The 20,995-nt window shown below is 67.9% G+C and carries 22 protein-coding genes and 1 other RNA gene; 10 read left to right on the top strand and 13 right to left on the bottom strand.

All coding sequences use genetic code 11. The annotated features are described in order from the left end of the window. Nucleotides 1-39: 39 nt before the first annotated feature. The 6 genes from rpiA to PV764_RS07235 all read right to left on the bottom strand — a co-directional run bounded on the left by rpiA (nt 40) and on the right by PV764_RS07235 (nt 2,716). Nucleotides 40-687, bottom strand: coding sequence for a ribose-5-phosphate isomerase RpiA (gene rpiA, locus PV764_RS07260; RefSeq protein ID WP_019183853.1), 648 nt, complete (start codon nt 685-687; stop codon nt 40-42). A 27-nt stretch (nt 688-714) separates the two neighbouring features. Beyond that, nucleotides 715-1,191: an EVE domain-containing protein gene (locus PV764_RS07255; RefSeq protein WP_019183854.1), complete on the bottom strand. Its 477-nt coding sequence runs from the start codon at nt 1,189-1,191 to the stop codon at nt 715-717. A gap of 13 nt (nt 1,192-1,204) precedes the next feature. Further along, nucleotides 1,205-1,804: a 5-formyltetrahydrofolate cyclo-ligase gene (locus PV764_RS07250; protein WP_421116368.1), complete on the bottom strand. Its 600-nt coding sequence runs from the start codon at nt 1,802-1,804 to the stop codon at nt 1,205-1,207. Nucleotides 1,805-1,883: 79 nt separating this feature from the next. Then, nucleotides 1,884-2,068, bottom strand: a non-coding RNA gene (gene ssrS / locus PV764_RS07245) — 6S RNA. 130 nt (nt 2,069-2,198) lie between these two features. Next, on the bottom strand, nt 2,199-2,498 hold the full coding sequence (locus PV764_RS07240) for a cell division protein ZapA (RefSeq protein ID WP_019183856.1): 300 nt from the start codon (nt 2,496-2,498) through the stop codon (nt 2,199-2,201). Further along, nucleotides 2,495-2,716, bottom strand: coding sequence for a TIGR02449 family protein (locus tag PV764_RS07235; RefSeq protein ID WP_019183857.1), 222 nt, complete (start codon nt 2,714-2,716; stop codon nt 2,495-2,497). The genes PV764_RS07240 and PV764_RS07235 overlap by 4 nt, the downstream gene beginning before the upstream one ends. Before the next feature lie 165 nt (nt 2,717-2,881). On the opposite strand from PV764_RS07235, the gene PV764_RS07230 reads away from it, so the two are divergent. Both PV764_RS07230 and PV764_RS07225 read left to right on the top strand, forming a co-directional pair. After that, nucleotides 2,882-3,430 (top strand): UPF0149 family protein, encoded by a 549-nt coding sequence (locus tag PV764_RS07230; RefSeq protein ID WP_019183858.1) that lies wholly within the window; start codon nt 2,882-2,884, stop codon nt 3,428-3,430. A 7-nt stretch (nt 3,431-3,437) separates the two neighbouring features. Then, nucleotides 3,438-4,763: an aminopeptidase P N-terminal domain-containing protein gene (locus PV764_RS07225; protein WP_046274327.1), complete on the top strand. Its 1,326-nt coding sequence runs from the start codon at nt 3,438-3,440 to the stop codon at nt 4,761-4,763. A 217-nt stretch (nt 4,764-4,980) separates the two neighbouring features. Here the strand turns inward: PV764_RS07225 and pepQ are convergent, their stop codons facing one another. From pepQ to rph, 7 genes are all read right to left on the bottom strand, one after another. Then, nucleotides 4,981-6,309, bottom strand: coding sequence for a Xaa-Pro dipeptidase (pepQ, locus tag PV764_RS07220; protein ID WP_046274309.1), 1,329 nt, complete (start codon nt 6,307-6,309; stop codon nt 4,981-4,983). An 82-nt stretch (nt 6,310-6,391) separates the two neighbouring features. Then, the gene (locus tag PV764_RS07215) at nt 6,392-6,742 is read right to left on the bottom strand and encodes a PilZ domain-containing protein (RefSeq protein WP_046274308.1); all 351 of its coding nucleotides are present in this window, start codon (nt 6,740-6,742) and stop codon (nt 6,392-6,394) included. Then, on the bottom strand, nt 6,739-9,210 hold the full coding sequence (locus tag PV764_RS07210) for a DUF1631 domain-containing protein (RefSeq protein ID WP_421116367.1): 2,472 nt from the start codon (nt 9,208-9,210) through the stop codon (nt 6,739-6,741). Before PV764_RS07210 ends, PV764_RS07215 begins: the two co-directional genes overlap by 4 nt. Before the next feature lie 252 nt (nt 9,211-9,462). After that, a complete protein-coding gene (hemW, locus tag PV764_RS07205; RefSeq protein WP_421116366.1) occupies nt 9,463-10,680 on the bottom strand; it encodes a radical SAM family heme chaperone HemW in 1,218 nt (405 codons plus the stop codon). Continuing rightward, nucleotides 10,680-11,273 (bottom strand): RdgB/HAM1 family non-canonical purine NTP pyrophosphatase, encoded by a 594-nt coding sequence (rdgB, locus tag PV764_RS07200; RefSeq protein WP_167390315.1) that lies wholly within the window; start codon nt 11,271-11,273, stop codon nt 10,680-10,682. Before rdgB ends, hemW begins: the two co-directional genes overlap by 1 nt. Beyond that, complete coding sequence (locus PV764_RS07195) at nt 11,270-11,659, bottom strand: VOC family protein (protein WP_019183865.1); 390 nt, start codon at nt 11,657-11,659, stop codon at nt 11,270-11,272. Before PV764_RS07195 ends, rdgB begins: the two co-directional genes overlap by 4 nt. Then, nucleotides 11,656-12,384 carry a ribonuclease PH gene (gene rph, locus PV764_RS07190; RefSeq protein ID WP_019183866.1) on the bottom strand — a complete coding sequence of 243 codons (729 nt, stop codon included), beginning with the start codon at nt 12,382-12,384 and terminating at the stop codon, nt 11,656-11,658. Before rph ends, PV764_RS07195 begins: the two co-directional genes overlap by 4 nt. A 120-nt stretch (nt 12,385-12,504) precedes the next feature. Between rph and PV764_RS07185 the strand changes: the two genes are divergently transcribed. The 8 genes from PV764_RS07185 to PV764_RS07150 all read left to right on the top strand — a co-directional run bounded on the left by PV764_RS07185 (nt 12,505) and on the right by PV764_RS07150 (nt 20,855). Then, on the top strand, nt 12,505-13,365 hold the full coding sequence (locus PV764_RS07185) for a YicC/YloC family endoribonuclease (protein WP_019183867.1): 861 nt from the start codon (nt 12,505-12,507) through the stop codon (nt 13,363-13,365). Then, entirely contained in the window at nt 13,362-14,027 is a 666-nt protein-coding gene (gmk, locus tag PV764_RS07180; protein WP_421116365.1) for a guanylate kinase, read from the top strand. The genes PV764_RS07185 and gmk overlap by 4 nt, the downstream gene beginning before the upstream one ends. A gap of 112 nt (nt 14,028-14,139) precedes the next feature. Next, entirely contained in the window at nt 14,140-14,439 is a 300-nt protein-coding gene (gene rpoZ / locus PV764_RS07175; protein WP_005410877.1) for a DNA-directed RNA polymerase subunit omega, read from the top strand. Nucleotides 14,440-14,596: 157 nt separating this feature from the next. After that, nucleotides 14,597-16,756: a RelA/SpoT family protein gene (locus tag PV764_RS07170; protein ID WP_019183869.1), complete on the top strand. Its 2,160-nt coding sequence runs from the start codon at nt 14,597-14,599 to the stop codon at nt 16,754-16,756. Between the two features lie 197 nt (nt 16,757-16,953). Next, nucleotides 16,954-17,346 carry a RidA family protein gene (locus PV764_RS07165; protein ID WP_019183870.1) on the top strand — a complete coding sequence of 131 codons (393 nt, stop codon included), beginning with the start codon at nt 16,954-16,956 and terminating at the stop codon, nt 17,344-17,346. Between the two features lies 1 nt (nt 17,347). Next, entirely contained in the window at nt 17,348-19,459 is a 2,112-nt protein-coding gene (gene recG, locus PV764_RS07160) for an ATP-dependent DNA helicase RecG (RefSeq protein WP_399617145.1), read from the top strand. An 87-nt stretch (nt 19,460-19,546) separates the two neighbouring features. Further along, entirely contained in the window at nt 19,547-20,482 is a 936-nt protein-coding gene (locus PV764_RS07155; RefSeq protein WP_019183872.1) for a nucleoside hydrolase, read from the top strand. Between the two features lie 112 nt (nt 20,483-20,594). Continuing rightward, the gene (locus PV764_RS07150; protein ID WP_019183873.1) at nt 20,595-20,855 is read left to right on the top strand and encodes a type B 50S ribosomal protein L31; all 261 of its coding nucleotides are present in this window, start codon (nt 20,595-20,597) and stop codon (nt 20,853-20,855) included. Nucleotides 20,856-20,995: the final 140 nt, after the last annotated feature.

Genomic DNA, 20,995 nt, shown 5'->3' with positions numbered 1-20,995 from the left:
CTCGTTGGGGGCAGCCGGCGCGGGCGCCGGCCACGGGGGTCAGATCACGACCGGCGGCTCGCCGCCGATGATCACCACATCGGCCGGGCGGCGCGCGAACAGGCCGACGCTGACCACGCCGGGCAGCTGGTTGAGCTCGCTCTCCAGCTTGACCGGATCGGTGATCTCCAGGTGGTGGATGTCCAGGATCACGTTGCCGTTGTCGGTGACCACGCCCTCACGCCAGGCCGGCTGGCCGCCGGTCATGTCCATGATGCGGCGGGCGACCAGGCTGCGCGCCATCGGGATCACTTCCACCGGCAGCGGGAACCTGCCCAGCACCTTGACCTGCTTGCTCGGGTCGATGATGCACACGAAGCGTTCGCTGGCCTCGGCGATGATCTTCTCGCGCGTCAGCGCGGCGCCGCCGCCCTTGATCAGGTTCTTGTTGCCATCGCATTCGTCGGCACCATCCACATACAGCGAGAGGTTGCCGGTGTGGTTGAGCTCGAGCACCTCGATGCCGTGCTGCTTCAGGCGCGCGGTGCTCTGGTCCGAGCTGGAGACAGCGCCCTTGATGCGGTGCTGGATCCTGGCCAGGGCGTCGATGAAGTAGGCAACGGTGGAGCCGGTGCCGACGCCGACGATCATGCCGTCTTCGACGTATTCGATGGCTTTTTCAGCGGCGAGGCGTTTGGCTTCGGACATGGCGGGCAACTCTTGGAGGAAAGGGAATCAGTGCGTTTCCAGCGACAGCAGCAGCTTCCACTGCGCGGCGGTCACCGGGAGGATGGAGAGGCGGTTGCCGCGCGCGGTCAGCGGGAAACCTTCGCCCAGCGCATCGGCGTGCAGCTTGATCTCGTCCAGCGAAATGGTGTCGCGCAGCTTGCGCTCGAACGCCACGTCCACCAGCATCCAGCGCGGTTCTTCGCGGGTCGCCTTGGGGTCGTAGTAATCGGATCCGGGATCGAACTGGGTGTCGTCCGGGTAGGCCTCGCTGGCTACCGTGGCCAGCCCGACAATGCCCGGCACCTTGGTGTTGGAGTGGTAGAACATCACCCCGTCGCCGACCTTCATGCCATCGCGCATGAAATTGCGCGCCTGGTAGTTGCGGACGCCGTTCCAGGGCTCGCGGCCCACGCGCTGCAGATCATCGATGGAAAAGGCGTCCGGTTCGGACTTCATCAGCCAGTAGCGCTTGCGTGCGGTCATGCGGAGTCTTTGATTACGGTAGGTGCCGACCGTTGGTCGGTACGCAGACAAGGGTGGAGACGTCGGTGCAGATCGCATCCACCGCGACGTCCCACGGTTGTACCGGCAGGTCATCGACCTGCTGGACCGAGAAGCCGACCCCGACCAGCCACGGCGGCGCCGGGCGCTGGTGGCGGAATGCGAAGCTGCGATCATACCAGCCGCCTCCCATCCCCAGCCGGCGGCCCTGCGCGTCGAAACCGACCAGCGGCGCGACGACCAGCGCCATCTGTTCCGGCGCGAGCGTGTCGTCCAGCGAAAGGTCGGGTTCGGGAATGCCGAAGCGGTTGGCGGTCAGCGCCTGCCCCGGGCGCCATGGCGCGAAGCGCAGCGTCTGCTCGTGCAGCACCGGCAGGCAGTAGGTCAGGCCGGCGGGCAACTGCATCTGCCAGCGGTGCAGTGCGATCTCGCCATCCATCGCCCAGTACCCGGCAACATGCCCCTGGGCAGGCGCAAACGGCAGGGCGAGCAGGGCATCGGCCAACTGTTCGGCGGCGGCCAGGCGCACGGCGGCGGGGAGATCACGGCGGCGTTGGCGCAGCTGCTGGCGCAGTGCGGAGCGCGGGTCGGTCATGCCTGGGTCCGGAGCGTGCGGGGGAAGCGGATAAAACAAGAGCGACGTCCCAGGGGAACGCCGCTCTTGCTGGAATATTGCATTCTCCGCCGTGACGATGCATGCGAAACGACCTTGAACCCGGGGTTCAAGTGGGTACGCTGGGGTTCCATCGGGCTTCCCGCTACAAGGCGGACTTGCACTCCCGGCGCCGTCGCGCACCCGTGGTCGTAATTAAGGGACAAGGCGAATGTTTGCACACGCCGTCGTTCACAGCAGAGAACGCGACGAGGATTATAGCCTTCTTGGGCAATTCGACCAGTCCGTTCGTCGGTCGAATTGCACATCAATTCAGATCGATGAAGGCCACGCGATGTACGTGTGCAATCGAATGGCGTGGAACCACGCCCGTGGATCACCCGGCGCTGTCGAACGCCCGGTCCAGGCGGCGGTTGAGATCGCTCAGCGTCTGCTGCAGCGCAATCGCCTGGCGGGCGTGCTCATCGCGCAGCTGCTGCAGCTCATGGGCCAGGTTCAGCGCGGCCAGCACCGCGACGCGGTCCACCGCGGCCATCCGGTTGCTGCCCCGGATCTCGCGCATCTTGGCGTCCAGCAGCCGGGCGGCGGCGGTCAGGCTCTCCCGTTCCTCCGCGCCCACGCCCACCGTGTATTCACGGTCCAGGATGCGGACACTGACCGGTTCGGTCTGGCTCATGTGTGCTGCTCCAGGGATTTGAGGCGGGTGATCATCGCTTCGACCCGGGAGCGGGCCTGCTCGTTCTTGGCCAGCAGCTGGGAGCGCTCGGCCACCAGTTGTTCCTGCTGATGGCGCAGGCTGCGGTTCTCGTCGGCCAGGCGCTGGTTGCGCTCAAGCAACGCCTCCACGCGGGCAGCGAAGGCCTGCAACTGGGCGATGGCGTCGGCGGGTTCCATGACCGGCACGATAGGCAAGGGCGGACGGGGCGGTCAAGCGAATAATGACGGGGCCTGGGGGCGGTCGCCCCCGGGGTGCCGGGGCCGGCCGCGGGGACGGCCATCGCAACCCGGCGGACACGGGTGGATTGGTACACTGTGGCGCTCACAAACCGTAGCCCCAAGATGACCGAACTCCCGAGTGTCGACGACGTAAACCAGGCCAGCCAGGCCCTGGGCCTGGGCGCCAGCGCCGCTGAACTGCACGGTGGCCTGTGCGGCTGGCTGTCTGCCGGCGGTGCGCCGGTGCGTGAATGGCCCGCCCGCGTGCTGGCCGATGACAACCTGCCGACCCCGGCCGAGGGCGATGCCTTGGCACGCCTGCTCGATGCCAGCGTGGCGCAGCTGGAAGACCGCGATTTCGCGTTCGAACTGCTGCTCAGCGATGCCAGCGACACCGCCACCCAGGCCGATGCCCTGTTCACCTGGGCACGTGCGTTCCTGGGCGGCTTCGGGTTGGGCTCGGGCCAGAACCGCCCGGCGTTGTCCGAAGAAGGGGATGAGGCCCTGACCGATCTGGCCAAACTGGCGCAGGCCTCCAGCGAAGACTTCGAAAGCGGCAACGACGATGACGAAGACGCGCTGGCCGAGATCGAGGAGTTCATCCGCGTGGCGGTGCTGCTCCTGCACGGCGACTGCGTCATGGCCGCGCGCCATCGGCAGCGCCTGAACTGAGATGGATATCCGGCAGCTGACCGGCATCTCCGCCGCCGAATACTCCCGTCGCCGCCAGCAGTTGATGGAGATGGCCGGCGACGACGCGATCCTGGTGCTGCCGGCCGCCGCCGAGCGGGTGCGCAGCCTGGATACGCATTACCCGTTCCGGCAGGACTCCGATTTCTGGTACCTGAGCGGCTTCCCGGAACCGGAGGCCGTGCTGGTGCTGATCCCGGGCCGTCGCCATGGCGAGGTGATCCTGTTCTGCCGCGAGCGCGACGCCGACCGTGAAGCCTGGGATGGCGCGCGCGCCGGCCAGGAAGGGGCGGTCTCGCAGTACGGCATGGACGATGCGTATCCGATCGACGATCTGGACGACATCCTGCCCGGCCTGCTGGAAGGGCGCTCGCGGGTGTACTACCACTTCGGCCGCGATGCCGAGTTCGATCTCAAGCTGATCGGCTGGGTCAACCGCGTGCGTTCGCAGGTGCGGCATGGCGCGCAGCCGCCGCATGAATTCCTGGAACTGGGCCACCTGCTGCACGAACAGCGGCTGTTCAAATCCACGGCGGAAATCGCCGTGATGCAGCGCGCTGCCGATATCAGCGTGCAGGCGCATCGCGCCGCGATGCACGCGGCGCGGCCGGGCATCCACGAGTACGAGCTGCAGGCCGACCTGGAGCGGGTGTTCCGTGCCAATGATGCGTGTGCGGCGTACAGCAGCATCGTCGGTGCCGGTGCCAACGGCTGCATCCTGCATTACCGCGACAACAACGCGCGCTCGCAGGACGGCGAGCTGGTCCTGATCGATGCCGGTGCCGAGTACCGTGGGTACGCCAGTGACATCACCCGCACCTTCCCGGTCAACGGCCGTTTCAGTGCCGAGCAGCGCGCGCTGCATGACCTGGTCGGCGCCGCGCAGGCCGCGGCACTGGCGCAGGCGCGCCCGGGCAATGCCTATGAGGCCGGTCATCTGGCTGCGGTGGAAACCCTGACCGAGGGGCTGCTGCGGCTGGGCCTGCTCAAGGGCACGCTGGAAGAGAACATCGCCGAAGCGCATTACCAGCGTTTCTATCGGCACAAGACCGGGCACTGGCTCGGCCTGGATGTGCATGACGTCGGCGATTACCGGTTGGCGGGCGATTCGCGGATGTTGGAGCCGGGCATGGTGTTCACCATCGAGCCGGGCCTGTATGTCTCACCGGACGACCGCAGCGTGGAAGCGCGCTGGCGCGGTATCGGCATTCGTACCGAAGATGATGTGCTGATCACCGAGGACGGCCATCAGGTGCTCACCGCTGCGTTGGCGCGCAGTGCCGATGAGATTGAAGACGAGATGGCCAAGCGCTGATCCGCGTCAGGGTGCGGCCACCGCATGGGTGGCTGCGCGGTGCAGCCCCCCGGTAGTGCCGGCCGCTGGCCGGCTCCTCATGAAATTCAGGCATCGTGTAGTGCCGGCCGCTGGCCGGCTCCTAATGAAATCCCGGCATCGTGGGGAGCCGGCCAGCGGCCGGCACTACCGCGATGTCGCGCAGGTGCCGACCGTGGGTCGGGACCTGCATGTCGGATCAGCTGGCGGCCGCGAACACCGGGCGGGTCAGGTTGTCGGCATCGCCTTCGGTGCACAGCACTTCATCCTCGATGCGCACGCCGCCATACGGGCGGAAGAAGTCCACGCGGTCCCAGTTGATGCTGGCCCCGTGGCCGGCCTGCTTCACTTCGTCCAGCAGCATGTCGATGAAGTACACGCCCGGTTCGATGGTGACCACCATGCCCGGCTCCAGCACGCGGGTCATGCGCAGGTACGGGTGACCCTGCGGGCGCTCGATGCGGCCACCGCGGTCGCTGGCCGCGAAACCCGCCACGTCGTGCACCTGCAGGCCGATCAGATGGCCCAGGCCGTGCGGGAAGAAGGCCGCGCTCACGCCGGTGGCCAACGCTGCTTCCGGCGAGACGTTGAGCACCCCGAAGTCCTTGAGGATGCCCATCAGCGACAGGTGCGCATCGATGTGCAGCTGCTTGTAATCCACCCCGGCACGCACGCCCGCGCCCATCGTCTGCTGGGCCGCGTCCACCGCGTCGATGAGGGCCTGGAATTCGTCGTGGCCGCTGGCCGCATAGGTGCGGGTGATGTCACTGGCGTACCCGTAGGCACTGGCGCCGGCGTCGATAAGGAAGCTGCGCAGCGGAGTCGGCGCGCTGCGGCCCAGGTCGGTGTAGTGCAGCACGGCGGCATGTTCGTTGAGGCCGATGATGTTGCCGTACGGCAGCTCATTGGCGTCCTGGCCGACCGCCCGGCAGTAGGCCATGTGGATCTCGAATTCGCTGGCGCCGGCGCGGAAGGCCGCCTCGGCGGCACGATGACCGCGCACGCCCAGTCGCTGCGCTTCGCGCATCAAGGCGATTTCATAGGGGGTCTTGTAGCCGCGCTGCCAGTCCAGGTAATCGATGACCGGCGTCGGGTTGTTCGGCACGAACGCGCCCAGCGCGCTCTGCGGCTCGCCGAGAATCGCGCAGCGGGCCGCGTCCTTGGGCAGCAGTGCCAGCGCATCGTCGGGTTTGCGGATGATCTCGATATCGACATGCTCGACCCACCAGCCGTTCGGCGCATCCGGCACTACGTGCCAGTAGTCGAACGGCTGGTAGAAGATCACTTTCGGGCGCTGGCCCGGGGTGTACACCAGCCAGCTGTTGGGCAGCTTGGTCAGCGGCAGCCACGCCTTGAAGTTCGGATTCACCGCGTACGGGTAGTCGCGATCATCGAAGGCCTGGTAATGCTGGGTGCCGCTGGGAATCACCAGATGATCGAAGCCGCCACGCGCGAGCGCTTCGTCGGCGCGCTGGCGCATGACGCTGGCGTGGTGGGAATACAGGGCGCCGAGGTCTGGCTGGTTCATGGCATGAAGCTCGCTGGCAGTGCGGAATGCAGCCTTGGATTCTGCCGCAATCCGCCCGCGGGCGCTGTGCCGGAACCGGCGCTCAGACTGCCGAAGTTTCCTCGGCGATCCATTGGCGCAGCTGTTCGCGTGCGTCGCGTGCCAGGGTCAGGAAGCGGAAACCCACCCAGGCCTGGCCCGGCGCATGGGTCTGCTCGCTCCACAGCAGGTGCACGCCCACGTCGATCCGCAGTGGCTCCCCCTGCGGGCCGGGAATGGCGAAGTGCAACTGGTACAGCGCGTCTTCGTGCATCGGCACCGAGGCCAGCATCAACATCCCGGTTTCGGAGACATTGCCGAGCCGGCCGATCACGGTCTCGGCCATCAGGTCGGTGACGGGCACCAGCTCGGTCACCTGGCGGCGCGGTGCGCGGCGGGTATCGGGCGTGGTCATCCAGCGTTCTCCACGGGGCTGCCGGCCAGCGAGCGCAACGTGCGCAGGGTGGCCTGCCAGGCGCGGTCGATCAGCCGGCCCTTGTCTTCGGTGACGATCCGCACCTGGCCGTGCGCCATCAGCCGGGCCAGTGCGTCCAGCGAATGCTCGCCAACCTTCTGCCCGCGCTGATTGACGAACAGGGCGTTGTCGGTGATCAGGCTGTACCACGAGAGCCGCTGGCGGCGGACGTCGCCCTGCTGGTTGGTGGTGAACTCGAACCAGGTACCGAACGGCAGTGTGCGCAACTGGCGGTAACAGTCGTCTTCCGCGGTGCTGCGCGCGAGCGGGGCGACCTTGCGCGGGTCGCTGGCGTCGGCCTGTTCGCCCAGCCGGGTGCGCGCGCGCAGGCGCGCGGTGAGTTCGGTGCGCGAGCTGCTGTCGTCCTCGCCGCCCGGCGTGGACAGGCGACGCGCGATCGCGGCTGCTTCATCCTGGTGATAGCCGACCTGCAGCAGGGCAGCCTCGACCTCGTTGCCCAGCGCGTCATCGCGCGCGCCTGCGCCCGGGGCCAGGCACGTGACCTCGGCGATCCGGGTGGTTTCCTGCTGGCGCTGCTGCCACTGCGGCGAGGTTTCGCCGTTGCGCAGCAGGGTCAAGGTCAGCACATCCGACCACGCCTGCTTGAGCAGCGCCTGCACGAAGCGCGGGGGCGCGGCCTGCGTGCACAGCTGCTCGATGCTGGCACTGGCCTGCTGTTTGGCCGCCTCCAGTCGCTCCTTGCCGCGGGCGGCCTCCACGTGCCGGCGCTCGGCGAGCTCGGCCTTGTGGGCCAGCGCGCGAAAGTGCTGCTGGATCTCTTCGTTGGCGGTGTCGAACACCGCCACATCGCCGTCGTAGTCGTTCACGACCTGGCCGACCGCGTGGCCGAGCTTCTGCACCAGCAGCGGGTCCACATCCTCCTCGCCCAGCCAGTTGGCACCGGCCTCGGCGACGGCGTTGAGCAGTTCCCGCGCCGGGTGCTGGTCGCGCACGAAGAAGGCCGGATCGGTCAGGGCAGCGCGGGCGACCGGTACCTGCAGGCGGGTCAGCAGGTCGGCGGCCACGGCCTCGGGCCGCACCTCGCGCTGGATCTGCCCGTACAGCATGTCGAGCAGGTCGAAGGTGTCGCTGTCCTTGACGGTCAGGGCCGCGTGCGCGCCATGGTCGGCGCGGACCTGGGCGAGCAGGGCGTTGTGCAGGTCGGCCATGCTGCGGCGGGCGCCGCCGGGGGGAATGGCCTGGCTCTGCAGGCGCGCCAGCGTGGCATGCACCGCTTCGGCGGGAACCGCCAATGCCGGGGGGGCGTCCGGGGCGAGAAACGCGTTGTCGGCGGCGGGCGTGGGCGCGCCGGTCGTCGCGGCGACAGCCTGTGCGGCCATGGCATCGCCGCCCGGCACGGTGCCGGCGGCGTGCGCCTGGCGGGCGGCACCGAGCATCTGGTGCAGGGCCGACATCGCCGGTGCACCGAGATCGGTTGCCGCAGGCGGGGCGCTGGTGGCTGGCGCCGATGCAGACGTGGCGGCGGCTGGACCTGGCACTGCTGCGTCGCCGTTGGACATGCCATGGGCCGGCCCAGCGGCCGGCGGCGCCATTGCCGCCTGGGTCATCGCGGCCCAGCCCGCGCTGGGGGCGCTGCCGTTCCAGGCGGTCAAAGGCCGCGCGGCGGCGCCGCCGCGCGCGCCGGGCAGGCCGCGCTCGGGCCCGGTGATGATCCGGCGGGTGGTGGCCGAGCGCGCCAGGTACGGGGTGTAGACCAGCCCGGGCAGCACGCCTTCGTGCGCGAGCAGGATGTTGGCGCGCTCCAGCAGTTCGCCCAGCCGCTCCAGCAGTTGGCGGTCGAATACGCGGTACAGCGCCAGCTGTGTTTCCAGCCCGAGCGCGAACTGCTCGCCCAGCTCGCGCACGATCCGGCACAACGCCTGCGGGCCGAACGGCAGGTCATCGACATCGAAGGCCGGGCCGGCGGCAAGCACGCCGAAGCGCTGGCCGAGCAGCTGCAGGGCGGTGGCCGAGCGCTGGGCCTCGCGGCGGATGATGTCCACCAGCACGATGTCGCGGTCCATGTCGGTGTCGTTGACCAGGGTCAGCGCGGTCGCCGACACGGCCACCTCGGTTGGCACGATGCGCTGGGTATGGCGCGGGCCGCGCAGGGTGGCCAGGCGGTCACCGAGGTCGTCCAGGAAGCGCGGGCCGAACTGCGCGTTGACCTCGTGCAGCTGGCGGGCCTGGGCGAAGATGTCGGCCTGGATCTGGCTGTTGCGCGCACGCTCGGCGTCGCGGAACAGCTCGCGCTCCAGTTCCACGATGGTCAGTCTGAGCGGCGTGGTGAGGGTCTGTACCGCCAGCCCGTGCAACGCGGCCAGCAGGCGGCGCACGCGCGATGGTGCGGCCACGTCCGTAAAGCGCGTCATGTCGGGCTGGGACGACGAAAGTGCGGGCGCAGACATCCGATGTGCTTCCAGCTCCCCTGAGAACACGGAATCTAACGGTTTCGCCGGATGCCTGCCATAACGGCCCGTCGGGAGCTCTGGCGCCGGCCAGCGGCCGGCACTACAGGGGTGTGTGGGGAGCCGGCCAGCGGCCGGCAGTAGCGGGGTGTGGGGGAGCCGGCCAGCGGCCGGCACTACCGGGGCGTGCGGGAGCCGGCCAGCGTGTGGGGAGCCGGCCAGCGGCCGGCACTACAGGGGGGCGTCGTGCCTTCAGGGCAGGAACAGCTCGACGACATCGTTGGTGAAGCGCCGGCCCAGTTCGGTCGGGGTGGCGCGATCGCCGCTGACGGTCATCCAGCCGTTGGCCACGGCCTCGCCCAGCGGCGCGGCGATCTGCGCGCGGTCCAGGCCGGTGCGCGATTCGAAATCCTTCAGCCCGAAACCCTCGTGCAGGCGCAGCAGGTTGAGCATGTACTCGAACGGCAGGCGTTCGGCGCTGATCACATCGTCGCCACCGATCGAGGTCAGGGTGCCGGCAGTGTCCATGAAGGTCTGCGGATGCTTGTGCTTCCAGCGGCGCAGTACGTGCTGTTCGGCACCGCTGCTGATCTTGCCGTGCGCACCGGCGCCGATGCCCAGGTAATCGCCGAAGCGCCAGTAATTGAGGTTGTGCTGGCTCTGCCGGCCCGGCTTGGCGTAGGCGCTGACTTCGTACTGTGCGTAGCCGGCCTCGGCCAGCAGGCGCTGGCAGTGCTCCTGGATGTCCCACGCTGAATCTTCGTCGGGAATCCCCTGCGGCGGCCGCGCGAAGAACACGGTGTTCGGCTCCAGCGTGAGCTGGTAATGCGACAGGTGCGTGGGCTGCAGCGCGAAGGCGCGCTCCAGATCATGCTCGGCCTGGGCCAGCGTCTGCTGCGGCAGCGCGTACATCAGGTCGATGTTGAAGTTGTCGTAGCCGGCGTCCTGCGCCAGTTTCACTGCGCGCTCGGCCTCGCCACTGTCGTGGATGCGGCCCAGGCGCTTGAGCGCCTCATCGTTGAACGTCTGGATCCCGAAGCTGATCCGGTTCACCCCGGCGGCGCGGTAACGATCGAAACGGCCATGCTCGGCGGTGCCCGGGTTGGTCTCCAGGGTCACTTCCAGGTTCGGCGCGAAGCGCAGCCGGGCCGAGGCTGCCTGCAGGAAGCGGTCGATCGCTTCGGGCGGGAACAGGCTCGGCGTCCCGCCACCGAAGAACACGCTGCTCACCACGCGTCCCCAGACCAGCGGCAGATCCTGGTCCAGGTCGCGGATCAGTGCGTCGATGTAGGCATCGAACGGCAGTTCGCCCTTGGCCGCGTGCGAGTTGAAATCGCAGTACGGGCATTTGCGCACGCACCACGGCAGATGCACGTACAGCGCCAGCGGCGGCGTCACCAGCCGCGGGGCGTGATCGTGATCGCCGGCGCAGGCTTCGCCGGGCAGGTGGGAGCAGTGGTCGTGTGACATCAGAGCAGGGCGGGCAGTTTCTGCTTGAGCAGCTGCAGGGCTTTGGCGCGGTGGCTCATCGCGTTCTTCAGGTCCGGCGCCATTTCGGCCGCGGTCTGGGCCAGCACCGGGTCCAGGAACAGCGGGTTGTAGCCGAAGCCGTGGCTGCCACGCAGTTCGTCGAGGATCACGCCTTCCCAGCTGCCTTCGCAGATCAGCGGCTGCGGATCATCGGCATGGCGCAGCAGCACGATCACCGCGTAGAAGCGGGCCGTGCGGCGTTCGGCCGGCACCTCGCGCATCGCCTCAAGCAGTTTGGCGTTGTTGGCCGCATCGTTGGTCGGGCTGCCGGCATAGCGCGCGCTGTACAGGCCGGGCGCGCCGTCGAGCGCGTCCACGATCAGGCCGGAGTCATCGGCCAGCGCCGGCAGGCCGGTGCTCTGGCAGGCGTGGCGTGCCTTGATCAGCGCGTTCTCGACGAACGTCAGGCCGGTTTCCGGCACGTCGCTGACGCCCAGCGCGCCCTGTGCCACGATCTCCAGCGGCAGGCCGCCGAGCATGGCCTGCAGTTCCTTCAGTTTGCCGGCGTTGCCGCTGGCCAGTACCAGTTTCATTGCTTGGGCTCCAGCAGGTCCCACGTGTTGCCGTACAGATCGCGGAACACCGCGACCGTCGCGTAGACCTCTTCGCGTGGGGTTTCGAGGAAGACCACGCCACGCGCGGTCATCGCCGCGTGGTCGCGCCAGAAATCATCGGTGTTCAGGAAGAAACCGACCCGGCCGCCGGTCTGGTTGCCGATCCGCGCGCGCTGTTCGTCGTTGCTGGCGCGTGCCAGCAGCAGGGCTGCTGCGTTGCCGTCGGCCGGCCCGACCACCACCCAGCGCTTGTCGCCCTGGTCGATGTCCTGGAGCAGGCTGAAGCCCAGCGCGCCGGTGTACCAGGCGATCGCCTCGTCGTAGTCGGCCACCACCAGGGTGGTCAGGGCGATGCGACGGTTCATGCCTGGGCCAGGGCCGCCTGCTGGGCGGCGAACAGATCCTTGATGCCCTTTTCGGCCAATGCCAGCAGCGCATCCAGTTCATCGCGGCGGAAGGCATGGCCTTCGGCGGTGCCCTGCAGTTCGATGAAGCCGCCGCCGTCGTTCATCACCACGTTCATGTCGGTATCGCAATCGCTGTCTTCGGCGTAGTCCAGGTCCAGCACCGGGGTGCCGCGGTACACGCCCACCGACACCGCCGCCACTGCGCCGAAGATCGGGTTGCGTTTGATGTCGCCGCGCTTGATCAGGAAGTTCACCGCATCCACCAGGGCCACGTAGGCACCGGTGATGGCCGCGGTGCGGGTGCCGCCATCGGCCTGCAGCACGTCGCAATCGAGCGTGATGGTGCGCTCGCCGAGCGCGCCGCGGTCGATGCAGGCACGCAGGGTGCGGCCGATCAGGCGCTGGATCTCCAGCGTGCGGCCGCCCTGCTTGCCGCGGGCGGCTTCGCGGTCGTTACGGGTGTGGGTCGAACGCGGCAGCATGCCGTACTCGGCGGTCACCCAGCCTTCGCCCTTGCCACGCAGGAAGCCCGGCACGCGGTTTTCCACGCTGGCCGTGCACAGCACGCGGGTCTCGCCGAAGCTGACCAGGACCGAGCCCTCGGCGTGACGGGTGAAGGCGCGCTCGATGCGCACTTCGCGCAGCTGGTCGGCCTGGCGGCCGCTGGGACGGGAATCAGTCATGCTCAAGTTCCGGTAAGACGGGGGATGCGGGGCCACGCCCGGGCCGGAGACCGGCGGGCGAGGAGGCTCTAAGGAGACCGCTAGGGTACCATTTGCACTTTGAGAGCACCGGAAACCCGCATGATTCGAAGCATGACCGCCTACGCCAACGGCGAGCGCGCCACCCGCTGGGGGACGCTGGCCTGTGAGCTGCGCTCGGTCAACCACCGGTTCCTGGAGGTCGGCGTGCGCCTGCCTGAAGAACTGCGTGCGTTGGAGCCGCAACTGCGCGAGCGCGTCGCTTCGCGCTGCAGCCGCGGCAAGATCGATCTGGTCATGCGCCTGCGTGCGCCGGACGTCACCGGTGCCCTGGTGGTCAACGATGCGCTGCTGGGCCAGCTCGGTGAGCTGGCCACCCGGTTGTCCTCCGGCTTCCCCAGCCTGCAGGTGAGCTTCACCGAACTGCTGCAGATGCCGGGCGTGATGCAGGGCGAGGCAGTGGATGCCGCCGCTCTGCATGCCGAGGCCCTGGCCCTGCTGGATACCGCGCTGGATGGCTTCGTGGCCGCGCGCGAGCGTGAAGGCGACAAGCTGGCCACCGCGATCCAGGAGCGCGTGGACAGCATCGAGCGCATCGCCGCGGAGGTCACCACCCTGATTCCGCTGATCCGTGAAGGCCAGCGCACCAAGCTGTCGGCCCGCCTGGCCGATCTGCCGCACCCGGTCGATCCCGGCCGTGCCGAGCAGGAGCTGGTGATGTGGCTGCAGAAGCTGGACGTGGATGAGGAACTGGACCGCCTGGGCAGCCACATCGCCGAGATCCGCCGGGTCTTCAAGCAGCGCGAGCCGGTCGGCCGCCGCCTGGATTTCCTGCTGCAGGAATTCAACCGCGAGGCCAACACGCTGGGCTCCAAATCGGTGGACAGCCGTACCTCCAATGCCGCCGTCGAGCTGAAGGTGCTGATCGACCAGATCCGCGAACAGGTGCAGAACATCGAATGAGCAGCCAGACCCCTCCGGCCGCCGAGCCCGCGCGCGGCACCCTGTACATCGTGGCCGCGCCCTCCGGGGCCGGCAAGAGCAGCATCGTCAACGCCACCCTGGCCCGTGACCCGCAGATCGCGCTGTCGATCTCGTTCACCTCGCGCGCCACCCGCCCGGGTGAGATCAACGGCGAGCACTACCACTTCGTCAGCGCCGCCGAGTTCGAAAAGATGATCGCCGCCGGTGACTTCTTCGAGCATGCCTGGGTACATGGCGACTGGAAGGGCACCGCGCGGCAGTCGGTCGAGCCGCAGCTGTCGGCCGGCCAGGACGTGCTGCTGGAGATCGACTGGCAGGGCGCCCAGCAGGTCCGCCAGCTGGTGCCGGGCACGGTCACCGTGTTCATCCTGCCGCCCTCCAGGCAGGCGCTGCAGGACCGGATGCGCAAGCGCGGGCAGGACAGCGAGGCGGTGATCGCCCAGCGCCTGGCCGCCGCACGTGAAGAGATGCTGCACTTCAACGACTTCGATTACGTGATCGTCAACGAGGTCTTTGAGACCGCGGTCGACGAGCTGTGCGCGATCTTCACGGCCAGCCGCCTGCGCCGGGAGGCCCAGAAGGTCCGCCACGCGGGCCTCATCCAGGCCCTGCTGACCCAGGACCCGGCCACAACTGACTGATTCTCAACGGGGTGCTAGCCGGTTGGCTTGATTTTGTCCAGCCCCGGCCGGTACAATCCGTCCCCTTTCCCTCATTCGATTGAGCAGCCCTCACCGGCTGCCGGGAGCCCGCATGGCCCGCATCACCGTAGAAGATTGTCTGGAAGTCGTGAACAACCGTTTCGAATTGGTCATGATGGCGTCCAAGCGCGCCCGTCAGCTGGCCAATGGCGTCCAGGCCACCCTGGACAACAGCGAAACCGAAGACAAGCCGACCGTGCTGGCGCTGCGCGAAATTGCCGCCCGCAAGATCGACAACGCCCTGATCGACGAAGTCGAGAAGGCCGAGCGCGAGCGTGCCGAGCGTGAAGCACTGGAATGGGCCGCTGCCGAAGTCGTCGCCGACGAAGACATGTCCAAGAACGACGACTGATCGCCCCGCGCGTTCGTTGTTGTTGCTGCGAACAGCCCGCCGTTTGGCGGGTTGTTTCGTTTGGGCCGCCGGTCGATCCGGTGCAGGCGTGTTGTTGCAGGTGAAACTCCCTGTTCAGGGGTTTGCCGATATCACGCCGCTGGCATAGTCTTTGAGCATGAACCCAGGCCCCACTGCCAAGGTCGCCACGCCCGCCGGCGCGGCCGTACCCGATTATGTCCTCCAGCTTGAGCGCGCAGCGCACTATCTGCCGCCCGACCAACTGCCGCTGCTGCGCCGCGCCTGGGAAGTAGGCGCCGCCGCGCATGCCGGCCAGACCCGCAAGTCGGGCGAGCCCTACATCACCCATCCGGTCGCCGTGGCCCAGGTCCTGGCCGAGCTCGGCCTGGACGTGGAGGCGCTGATCGCGGCGATCCTGCACGACACCATCGAAGACACCCCGCTGACCCGCGAAGAGCTGGCCGCCGAGTTCGGCGAGGCCGTGGCCGAGCTGGTCGACGGCGTCACCAAGCTGGACAAGCTGAAGTTCCGCGACCGGCAGGAAGCGGCGGCCGAGAGCTTCCGCAAGATGCTGCTGGCGATGTCGCGCGACCTGCGCGTGATCATGATCAAGCTCGCCGACCGCCTGCACAACATGCGTACCCTCGGCGCGCAGAGCCGCGAGGCGCGTGGCCGGATCGCGCGCGAGACGCTGGAAATCTACGCGCCCATCGCGCAGCGGCTGGGCATGAGCCTGGTCAAGAGCGAGCTGCAGAACCTGGGCTTCAAAGCGCTGTATCCGTGGCGCCACGCCATCCTGGAAAAGCACATCCGCAGCCAGCCGGTGGTCCGCCGCGAGGCGATGGCGCAGGTGGAGGTGCAGTTGAGCCAGCGCCTGGCCAAGGAAGGGCTGGAGCACCGCCTGGTCAGCCGCATCAAGACGCCGTGGAGCATCTACAACAAGATGCGCGACGAGAACAAATCCTTCGATCAGGTGATGGATGTGTTCGGGTTCCGGTTGGTGGTGCGCAACGTGCCCAACTGTTATCACGCGCTGGGCTCGGTGCATGCCACCTTCAAGCCGCTGGACGGTCGCTTCCGCGATTTCATCGCCATCCCCAAGGCCAACGGCTACCAGTCATTGCACACGGTGTTGTTCGGGCCGTATGGTTCGCCGATCGAGGTGCAGATCCGCACCGAAGAGATGGACCTGATCGCCGAGCGCGGTGTGGCGGCGCACTGGACGTACAAGTTCGGTGGCGATTCGCCCAACAGTGCGCAGAGCCGTGCGCATGCCTGGATCGTGGAACTGATCGATTCCCAGCGCGCCGCCGGTTCGTCGCTGGAGTTCCTGGACAACGTCAAGGTGGACCTGTTCCCGGACGAGGTCTACCTGTTCACCCCGAAGGGCAAGATCCTGGCCCTGCCGCGCAACTCCACCGCGCTCGATTTCGCCTATGCGGTGCACACCGATGTGGGCAACATGGCCGTGGCCTCGCGCGTGGACAAGAAGCTGGTGCCGCTGCGCACCAAGCTGGTCAGTGGCCAGACCGTGGAAGTGATCACCGCGCGCTCGGCCACGCCCAAGCCGCAGTGGCTGGAATTCGTGGTCAGTTCCAAGGCGCGCACCGCGATCCGCCACCAGCTTAAACAGCTGGAGCACGAAGACGCGGTCCAGCTGGGCCACCGCATGCTCGACCGCGCGCTGGAGGCGATGGACAGCTCGCTGGAGCGCCTGCCGAAGGGGCGCCTGGATGCGTTCCTGGCCGAACACCGTTACCCCCGCCTGGAGGCCCTGCTGGCCGAAGTGGCGCTGGGCAACTGGATGCCCAACCAGGCCGCGCAGGCGCTGATGGCCTACGCCGAGCTGCGCGGTGGGGCGCATTCGAAGCATTCGCAGGAGAAGATCCTGATCAATGGCAGCGAGCGCGGCGTGGTCAGCTTCGCCAACTGCTGCCAGCCGATTCCGGGCGACGACATCATGGGCTACCACACCGCCGGCAAGGGCATCGTGGTGCACCGTCTGGATTGCCCGAACCTGGCCGAGCTGCGCAAGTCGCCCGAGCGCTGGGTGCCGATCGGGTGGGATACGACGGTGTCGGGTGATTACGACACGTCCTTGATCGTGGAAGTGGAGAACGGGACCGGCGTGCTGGCCCAGTTGGCAGCGGCGATCGCGCAGAGCCATTCGAACATCGAACGGGTCGATTACCTGGACCGCGATTTCAATGCGGCGGTGCTGGCCTTCAACATCCAGGTCCGCGACCGCAACCACCTGGCCGAGGTCATGCGCAGGCTGCGGCGGTTGTCGGTCGTGCAATCGGTCCGCAGGCAATAAGCCGCGTTCCGTAGAGCCGACCGTTGGTCGGCTGCCTGCACGCCATGCGGCGATGATCGATATGGTCGGCCTGCCGACCGATCGTCTTCGTCATTCTCCGGCCAGCCGACCAACGGTCGGCTCTACCAGGGATTGCGGCTTCGGGCCTTGGCTTCGGCGGTACAATGGTGGGCCCACTTTTGTTCCCTGGAGCTTCCATGTCCCGCCAGATCATCACCAGCGCCAACGCCCCGGCCGCGATCGGTCCGTATTCGCAGGCCGTGCGCGCCGGCAATACCGTGTACTTCTCCGGCCAGATCCCGCTGGACCCGGCCACCGGTGACATCGTTGGTGCCGGCGACATCGAGGCGCAGGCCCGCCGTGCGTTCGACAATCTGAAGGCTGTGGCCGAAGAAGCCGGCGGTTCGCTGGACCAGATCGTCCGCCTGGGCCTGTACCTGACCGATCTGGGCGAGTTCGCCAAGGTCAATGCGGTGATGCAGGACTACTTCAAGGCGCCGTTCCCGGCGCGTTCGACCATCGAAGTGTCAGGTCTGCCGAAGGCGGCCAACTTCGAAGTCGATGCGGTGATGGTGCTCGACCAGGCCTGACGTGGCGCGGTCACGGGCTCCTGCACCGGCGCTGACCGCGGCCGGGGAGGCATCGTTGTCGATGCTCTCCGGCATCGGGCCGGCGGTGGCGACCAAGCTGGCTGCCCGTGGCCTGTCCTCGCTGCAGGATCTGTGGCTGCACCTGCCGCTGCGCTATGAAGATCGGACCCGGCTGACCACCATCGCCCGGTTGCAGCCGGGCGTGGCGGCACAGGTGGAAGGGCGGGTGAGTGCGGTCGAGCGCGGTTTCCGTGGTCGACCGGTGCTCAAGGTCGCCATCGAAGATGATTCCTACGGCACGCTGGTGCTGCGGTTCTTCCACTTCCGCGCCCAGCAGGTCTCGCAGTTCGCCGTGGGCACGCGCATCCGCTGCTACGGCACCGCCAAGCCCGGTCATCTCGGGCTGGAGATTGTCCACCCCAGCTACCGGGTGATGGGCAGCCATGACGATGACGAGCTCGGTGACAGCCTCGACCCGGTCTATCCGGCGGTCGAAGGGGTCGGGCCGGCGACGATGCGCCGGTTCATCGGGTTGGCGCTGGACCGGTTGCCGGAAGAATCCACGCTGGAACTGCTGCCGGCTGGCTGGTTGTCCGGGCTGGGCCTGCCCTCGCTGCGCAGTGCGTTGCTGACGGTGCACCGGCCACCGCCGGATGCGGATCTGGCGGCGCTGGCCGCGGGGCGGCATCCGGCGCAACGCCGGCTGGCGATGGAAGAACTGCTGGCACATCACCTCAGCCTGCGGCGTCAGCGCATGGCGCTGCAGGCCCATCACGCGCCGTCGCTGCGCGGGCAGGGCGCGTTGGTGGCCCAGCTGCGCGACAGCCTGCCGTTCCAGTTGACCGGTGCGCAGCAGCGCGTGTTCGAGCAGATCCGCAAGGACCTGGCCAAGGCGCATCCGATGCTGCGGCTGGTGCAGGGCGATGTCGGCTCGGGCAAGACCGTGGTCGCCGCCCTGGCGGCGATGCTGGCGGTGGAGCGGGGCAAGCAGGTCGCGCTGGCCGCGCCGACCGAACTGCTGGCCGAGCAGCACATGAACAATCTTCGCGCCTGGCTGGCACCGCTGGGCGTGCGCACCGCATGGCTGGCCGGCAAGGTCACCGGCAAGGCGCGCGCCAAGGTGCTGGCCGAGGTCGCCTCGGGCGAGGCGCAGGTGGTGGTCGGCACGCACGCGCTGATGCAGGAAAGCGTGGTGTTCAAGGACCTGGCGCTGGCGATCGTCGATGAGCAGCACCGCTTCGGCGTGCATCAACGCCTAGCCCTGCGCGACAAGGGCGCCGACGGACGCAGCGTGCCGCACCAGCTGGTGATGACGGCCACGCCGATTCCGCGCACGTTGGCGATGTCCGAGTACGCCGATCTGGACGTGTCGGCCATCGACGAACTGCCCCCCGGGCGCACGCCGGTGCAGACCGTGGCGCTCAACAACGACCGTCGCCCGGAGCTGATCGAACGCATCGCGGTGGCGTGCCGCGAAGGCCAGCAGGTGTACTGGGTCTGCACGCTGATCGAAGAAAGCGAAGAACTCGATGCTACGCCGGCCCAGGCCACGTTCGAATCGCTGCAGGCGTTGCTGCCCGGCGTGCGCGTCGGGCTCGTGCACGGGCGGCTGAAGGCGAGCGAGAAGCTGGCCACGATGGTTGCCTTCAAGGCCGGCGAGATCGATCTGCTGGTCGCCACCACCGTGATCGAAGTGGGCGTGGACGTGCCCAATGCGTCGTTGATGATCATCGAGAACGCCGAGCGCCTCGGGCTGGCCCAGCTGCACCAGCTGCGCGGCCGGGTAGGGCGCGGCTCGGCGGTGTCGCGCTGCGTGCTGCTGTACCAGGCGCCGCTGTCGAACATGGCGCGCGAGCGGCTGGAGACGATGCGGCAGACCAACGATGGTTTCCTGATCGCGGAGAAGGACTTGGAACTGCGTGGCCCCGGCGAACTGCTGGGGACGCGGCAGACCGGCCTGGCCGGGTTCCGCATGGCTGATCTGGCCCGCGATGCGGACCTGCTGCCGGGCGTGCACGATCTGGCCGAGCGGCTGCTGGCGGAGGCGCCTGACGTGGCCGACCAGGTGGTGCGGCGCTGGATCGGCACGGCCGTGCGCTACGCATCGGCATGACGCCTGGCCGCAGGCCGCCAAGGGCACCGCCTTGTATTTGTCATGGCGGGGTGCGAAAGTCCCTTGCCGATTATCAAGACGGCAACGATGAGCAAGAAGATTCCGCTGTTGATCGACACCGACCCGGGTGTCGATGATGCCCTGGCCCTGTTGATGGCCTTCGCCGATGAGCGCCACGATATCGTTGGCCTGACCATCGCCGCCGGCAACGTTGGCCTGGACCACACGGTCCGCAATGCCCTGAAACTGTGCGAAGTGGCTGGCCGCGACGATGTGCCGGTCTACGCCGGTACCGCCGATCCGCTGCTGCACCCCTCCGTTGATGCCGCCCATGTGCACGGCGCCGATGGCTTTGGCGATGTGAACCTGCCGGCCGCCAAGCGCCAGGCCGAGGCCGAGCATGCGGCGCTGGCGATCCTGCGCCTGTCGCACGAATACGCCGGTGAACTGTTCCTGGTCGCGCTCGGCCCGCTGACCAACCTGGCCCTGGCCCTCAAACTCGACCCGACCCTGCCGCAGCGCGTGAAGCGCTTCCTGGTGATGGGCGGGGCGGTAACCTGCCACGGCAACATCACCCCGGCGGCCGAGTTCAACATCGCCTTCGATCCCGAAGCGGCGCACGTGGTGTTCACCGGCTTCCCGCACATCGAAGTGGCCGATTGGGAAGCCACGGTCGCCCACGGCCTGCTGCATGCGGATGTCGAGAAGTGGCTGGCCGCCGATACCGACAAGGCCCGCTTCTACGAGTTGATCTCGCGCCAGACCCGCCTGTGGTCCGAAGACAGCCGTGGCGAGCGCTGGTTCGCCGCCGATGCCCTGGCCATGGCCTGGGCGCTGCAGCCCGAGGGTGCCCTGCGGGTCGAATCGCGTCCCCTGAACGTGGAACTGGCCGGCGTGCACAGCCGGGGTGCTACCATTGTCGACTGGAACCGCCAGACCGGGCAGCCTGACAACACCCAGCTGCTGATGGCCTACGACCAGGGTCGCTTCGAGGCCCAGGTGAGGGCGGCACTCGGCGTCTGACGACGCCGCTGCGGCGGACCTTTCGCACGGTTGATGGACCCGGCTTGCCCTTTGCGGCGGCCGGGACTATAATGCCGCTCTTGACCACCAGCCCTTATTACGGTGCGCGCCCATGAAGGCCGATATTCATCCTGCTTACCGCGACGTGGTTTTCCACGACGTTACCTCTGATTTCAAGATCCTGACCCGCTCGACCATGTCCACCAAGGACACGATCAAGTGGGAAGACGGCAACGAGTACCCGCTCGTCAAGGTTGAAATCTCCTCGGCTTCGCATCCGTTCTACACGGGCAAGCACAAGGTGATCGACACCAGCGGCCGTATCGACAAGTTCCAGAAGCGTTTCGGCAAGCCGGCGCCGACCGCGGCCTGAGCTGTCAACGCAGCTGCATGAAAACAACGGTCGCCTTGGCGGCCGTTGTTTTTTGTTGTTTCCGGATTGCTGAACGCCAGGTGAGGCCCGTGCGCCCCGCCGACGGAACGCTGTGTCCGTGATCGGGCGCCATGCCTTGG

Origin of the sequence: Stenotrophomonas sp. AS1 (assembly GCF_048957655.1) — a bacterium.
Classification (GTDB): Bacteria; Pseudomonadota; Gammaproteobacteria; order Xanthomonadales; family Xanthomonadaceae; genus Stenotrophomonas; species Stenotrophomonas bentonitica_A.
Note: the sequence above shows the minus strand (reverse complement) of the source record. Positions and strands in the feature narration are given on the sequence as shown.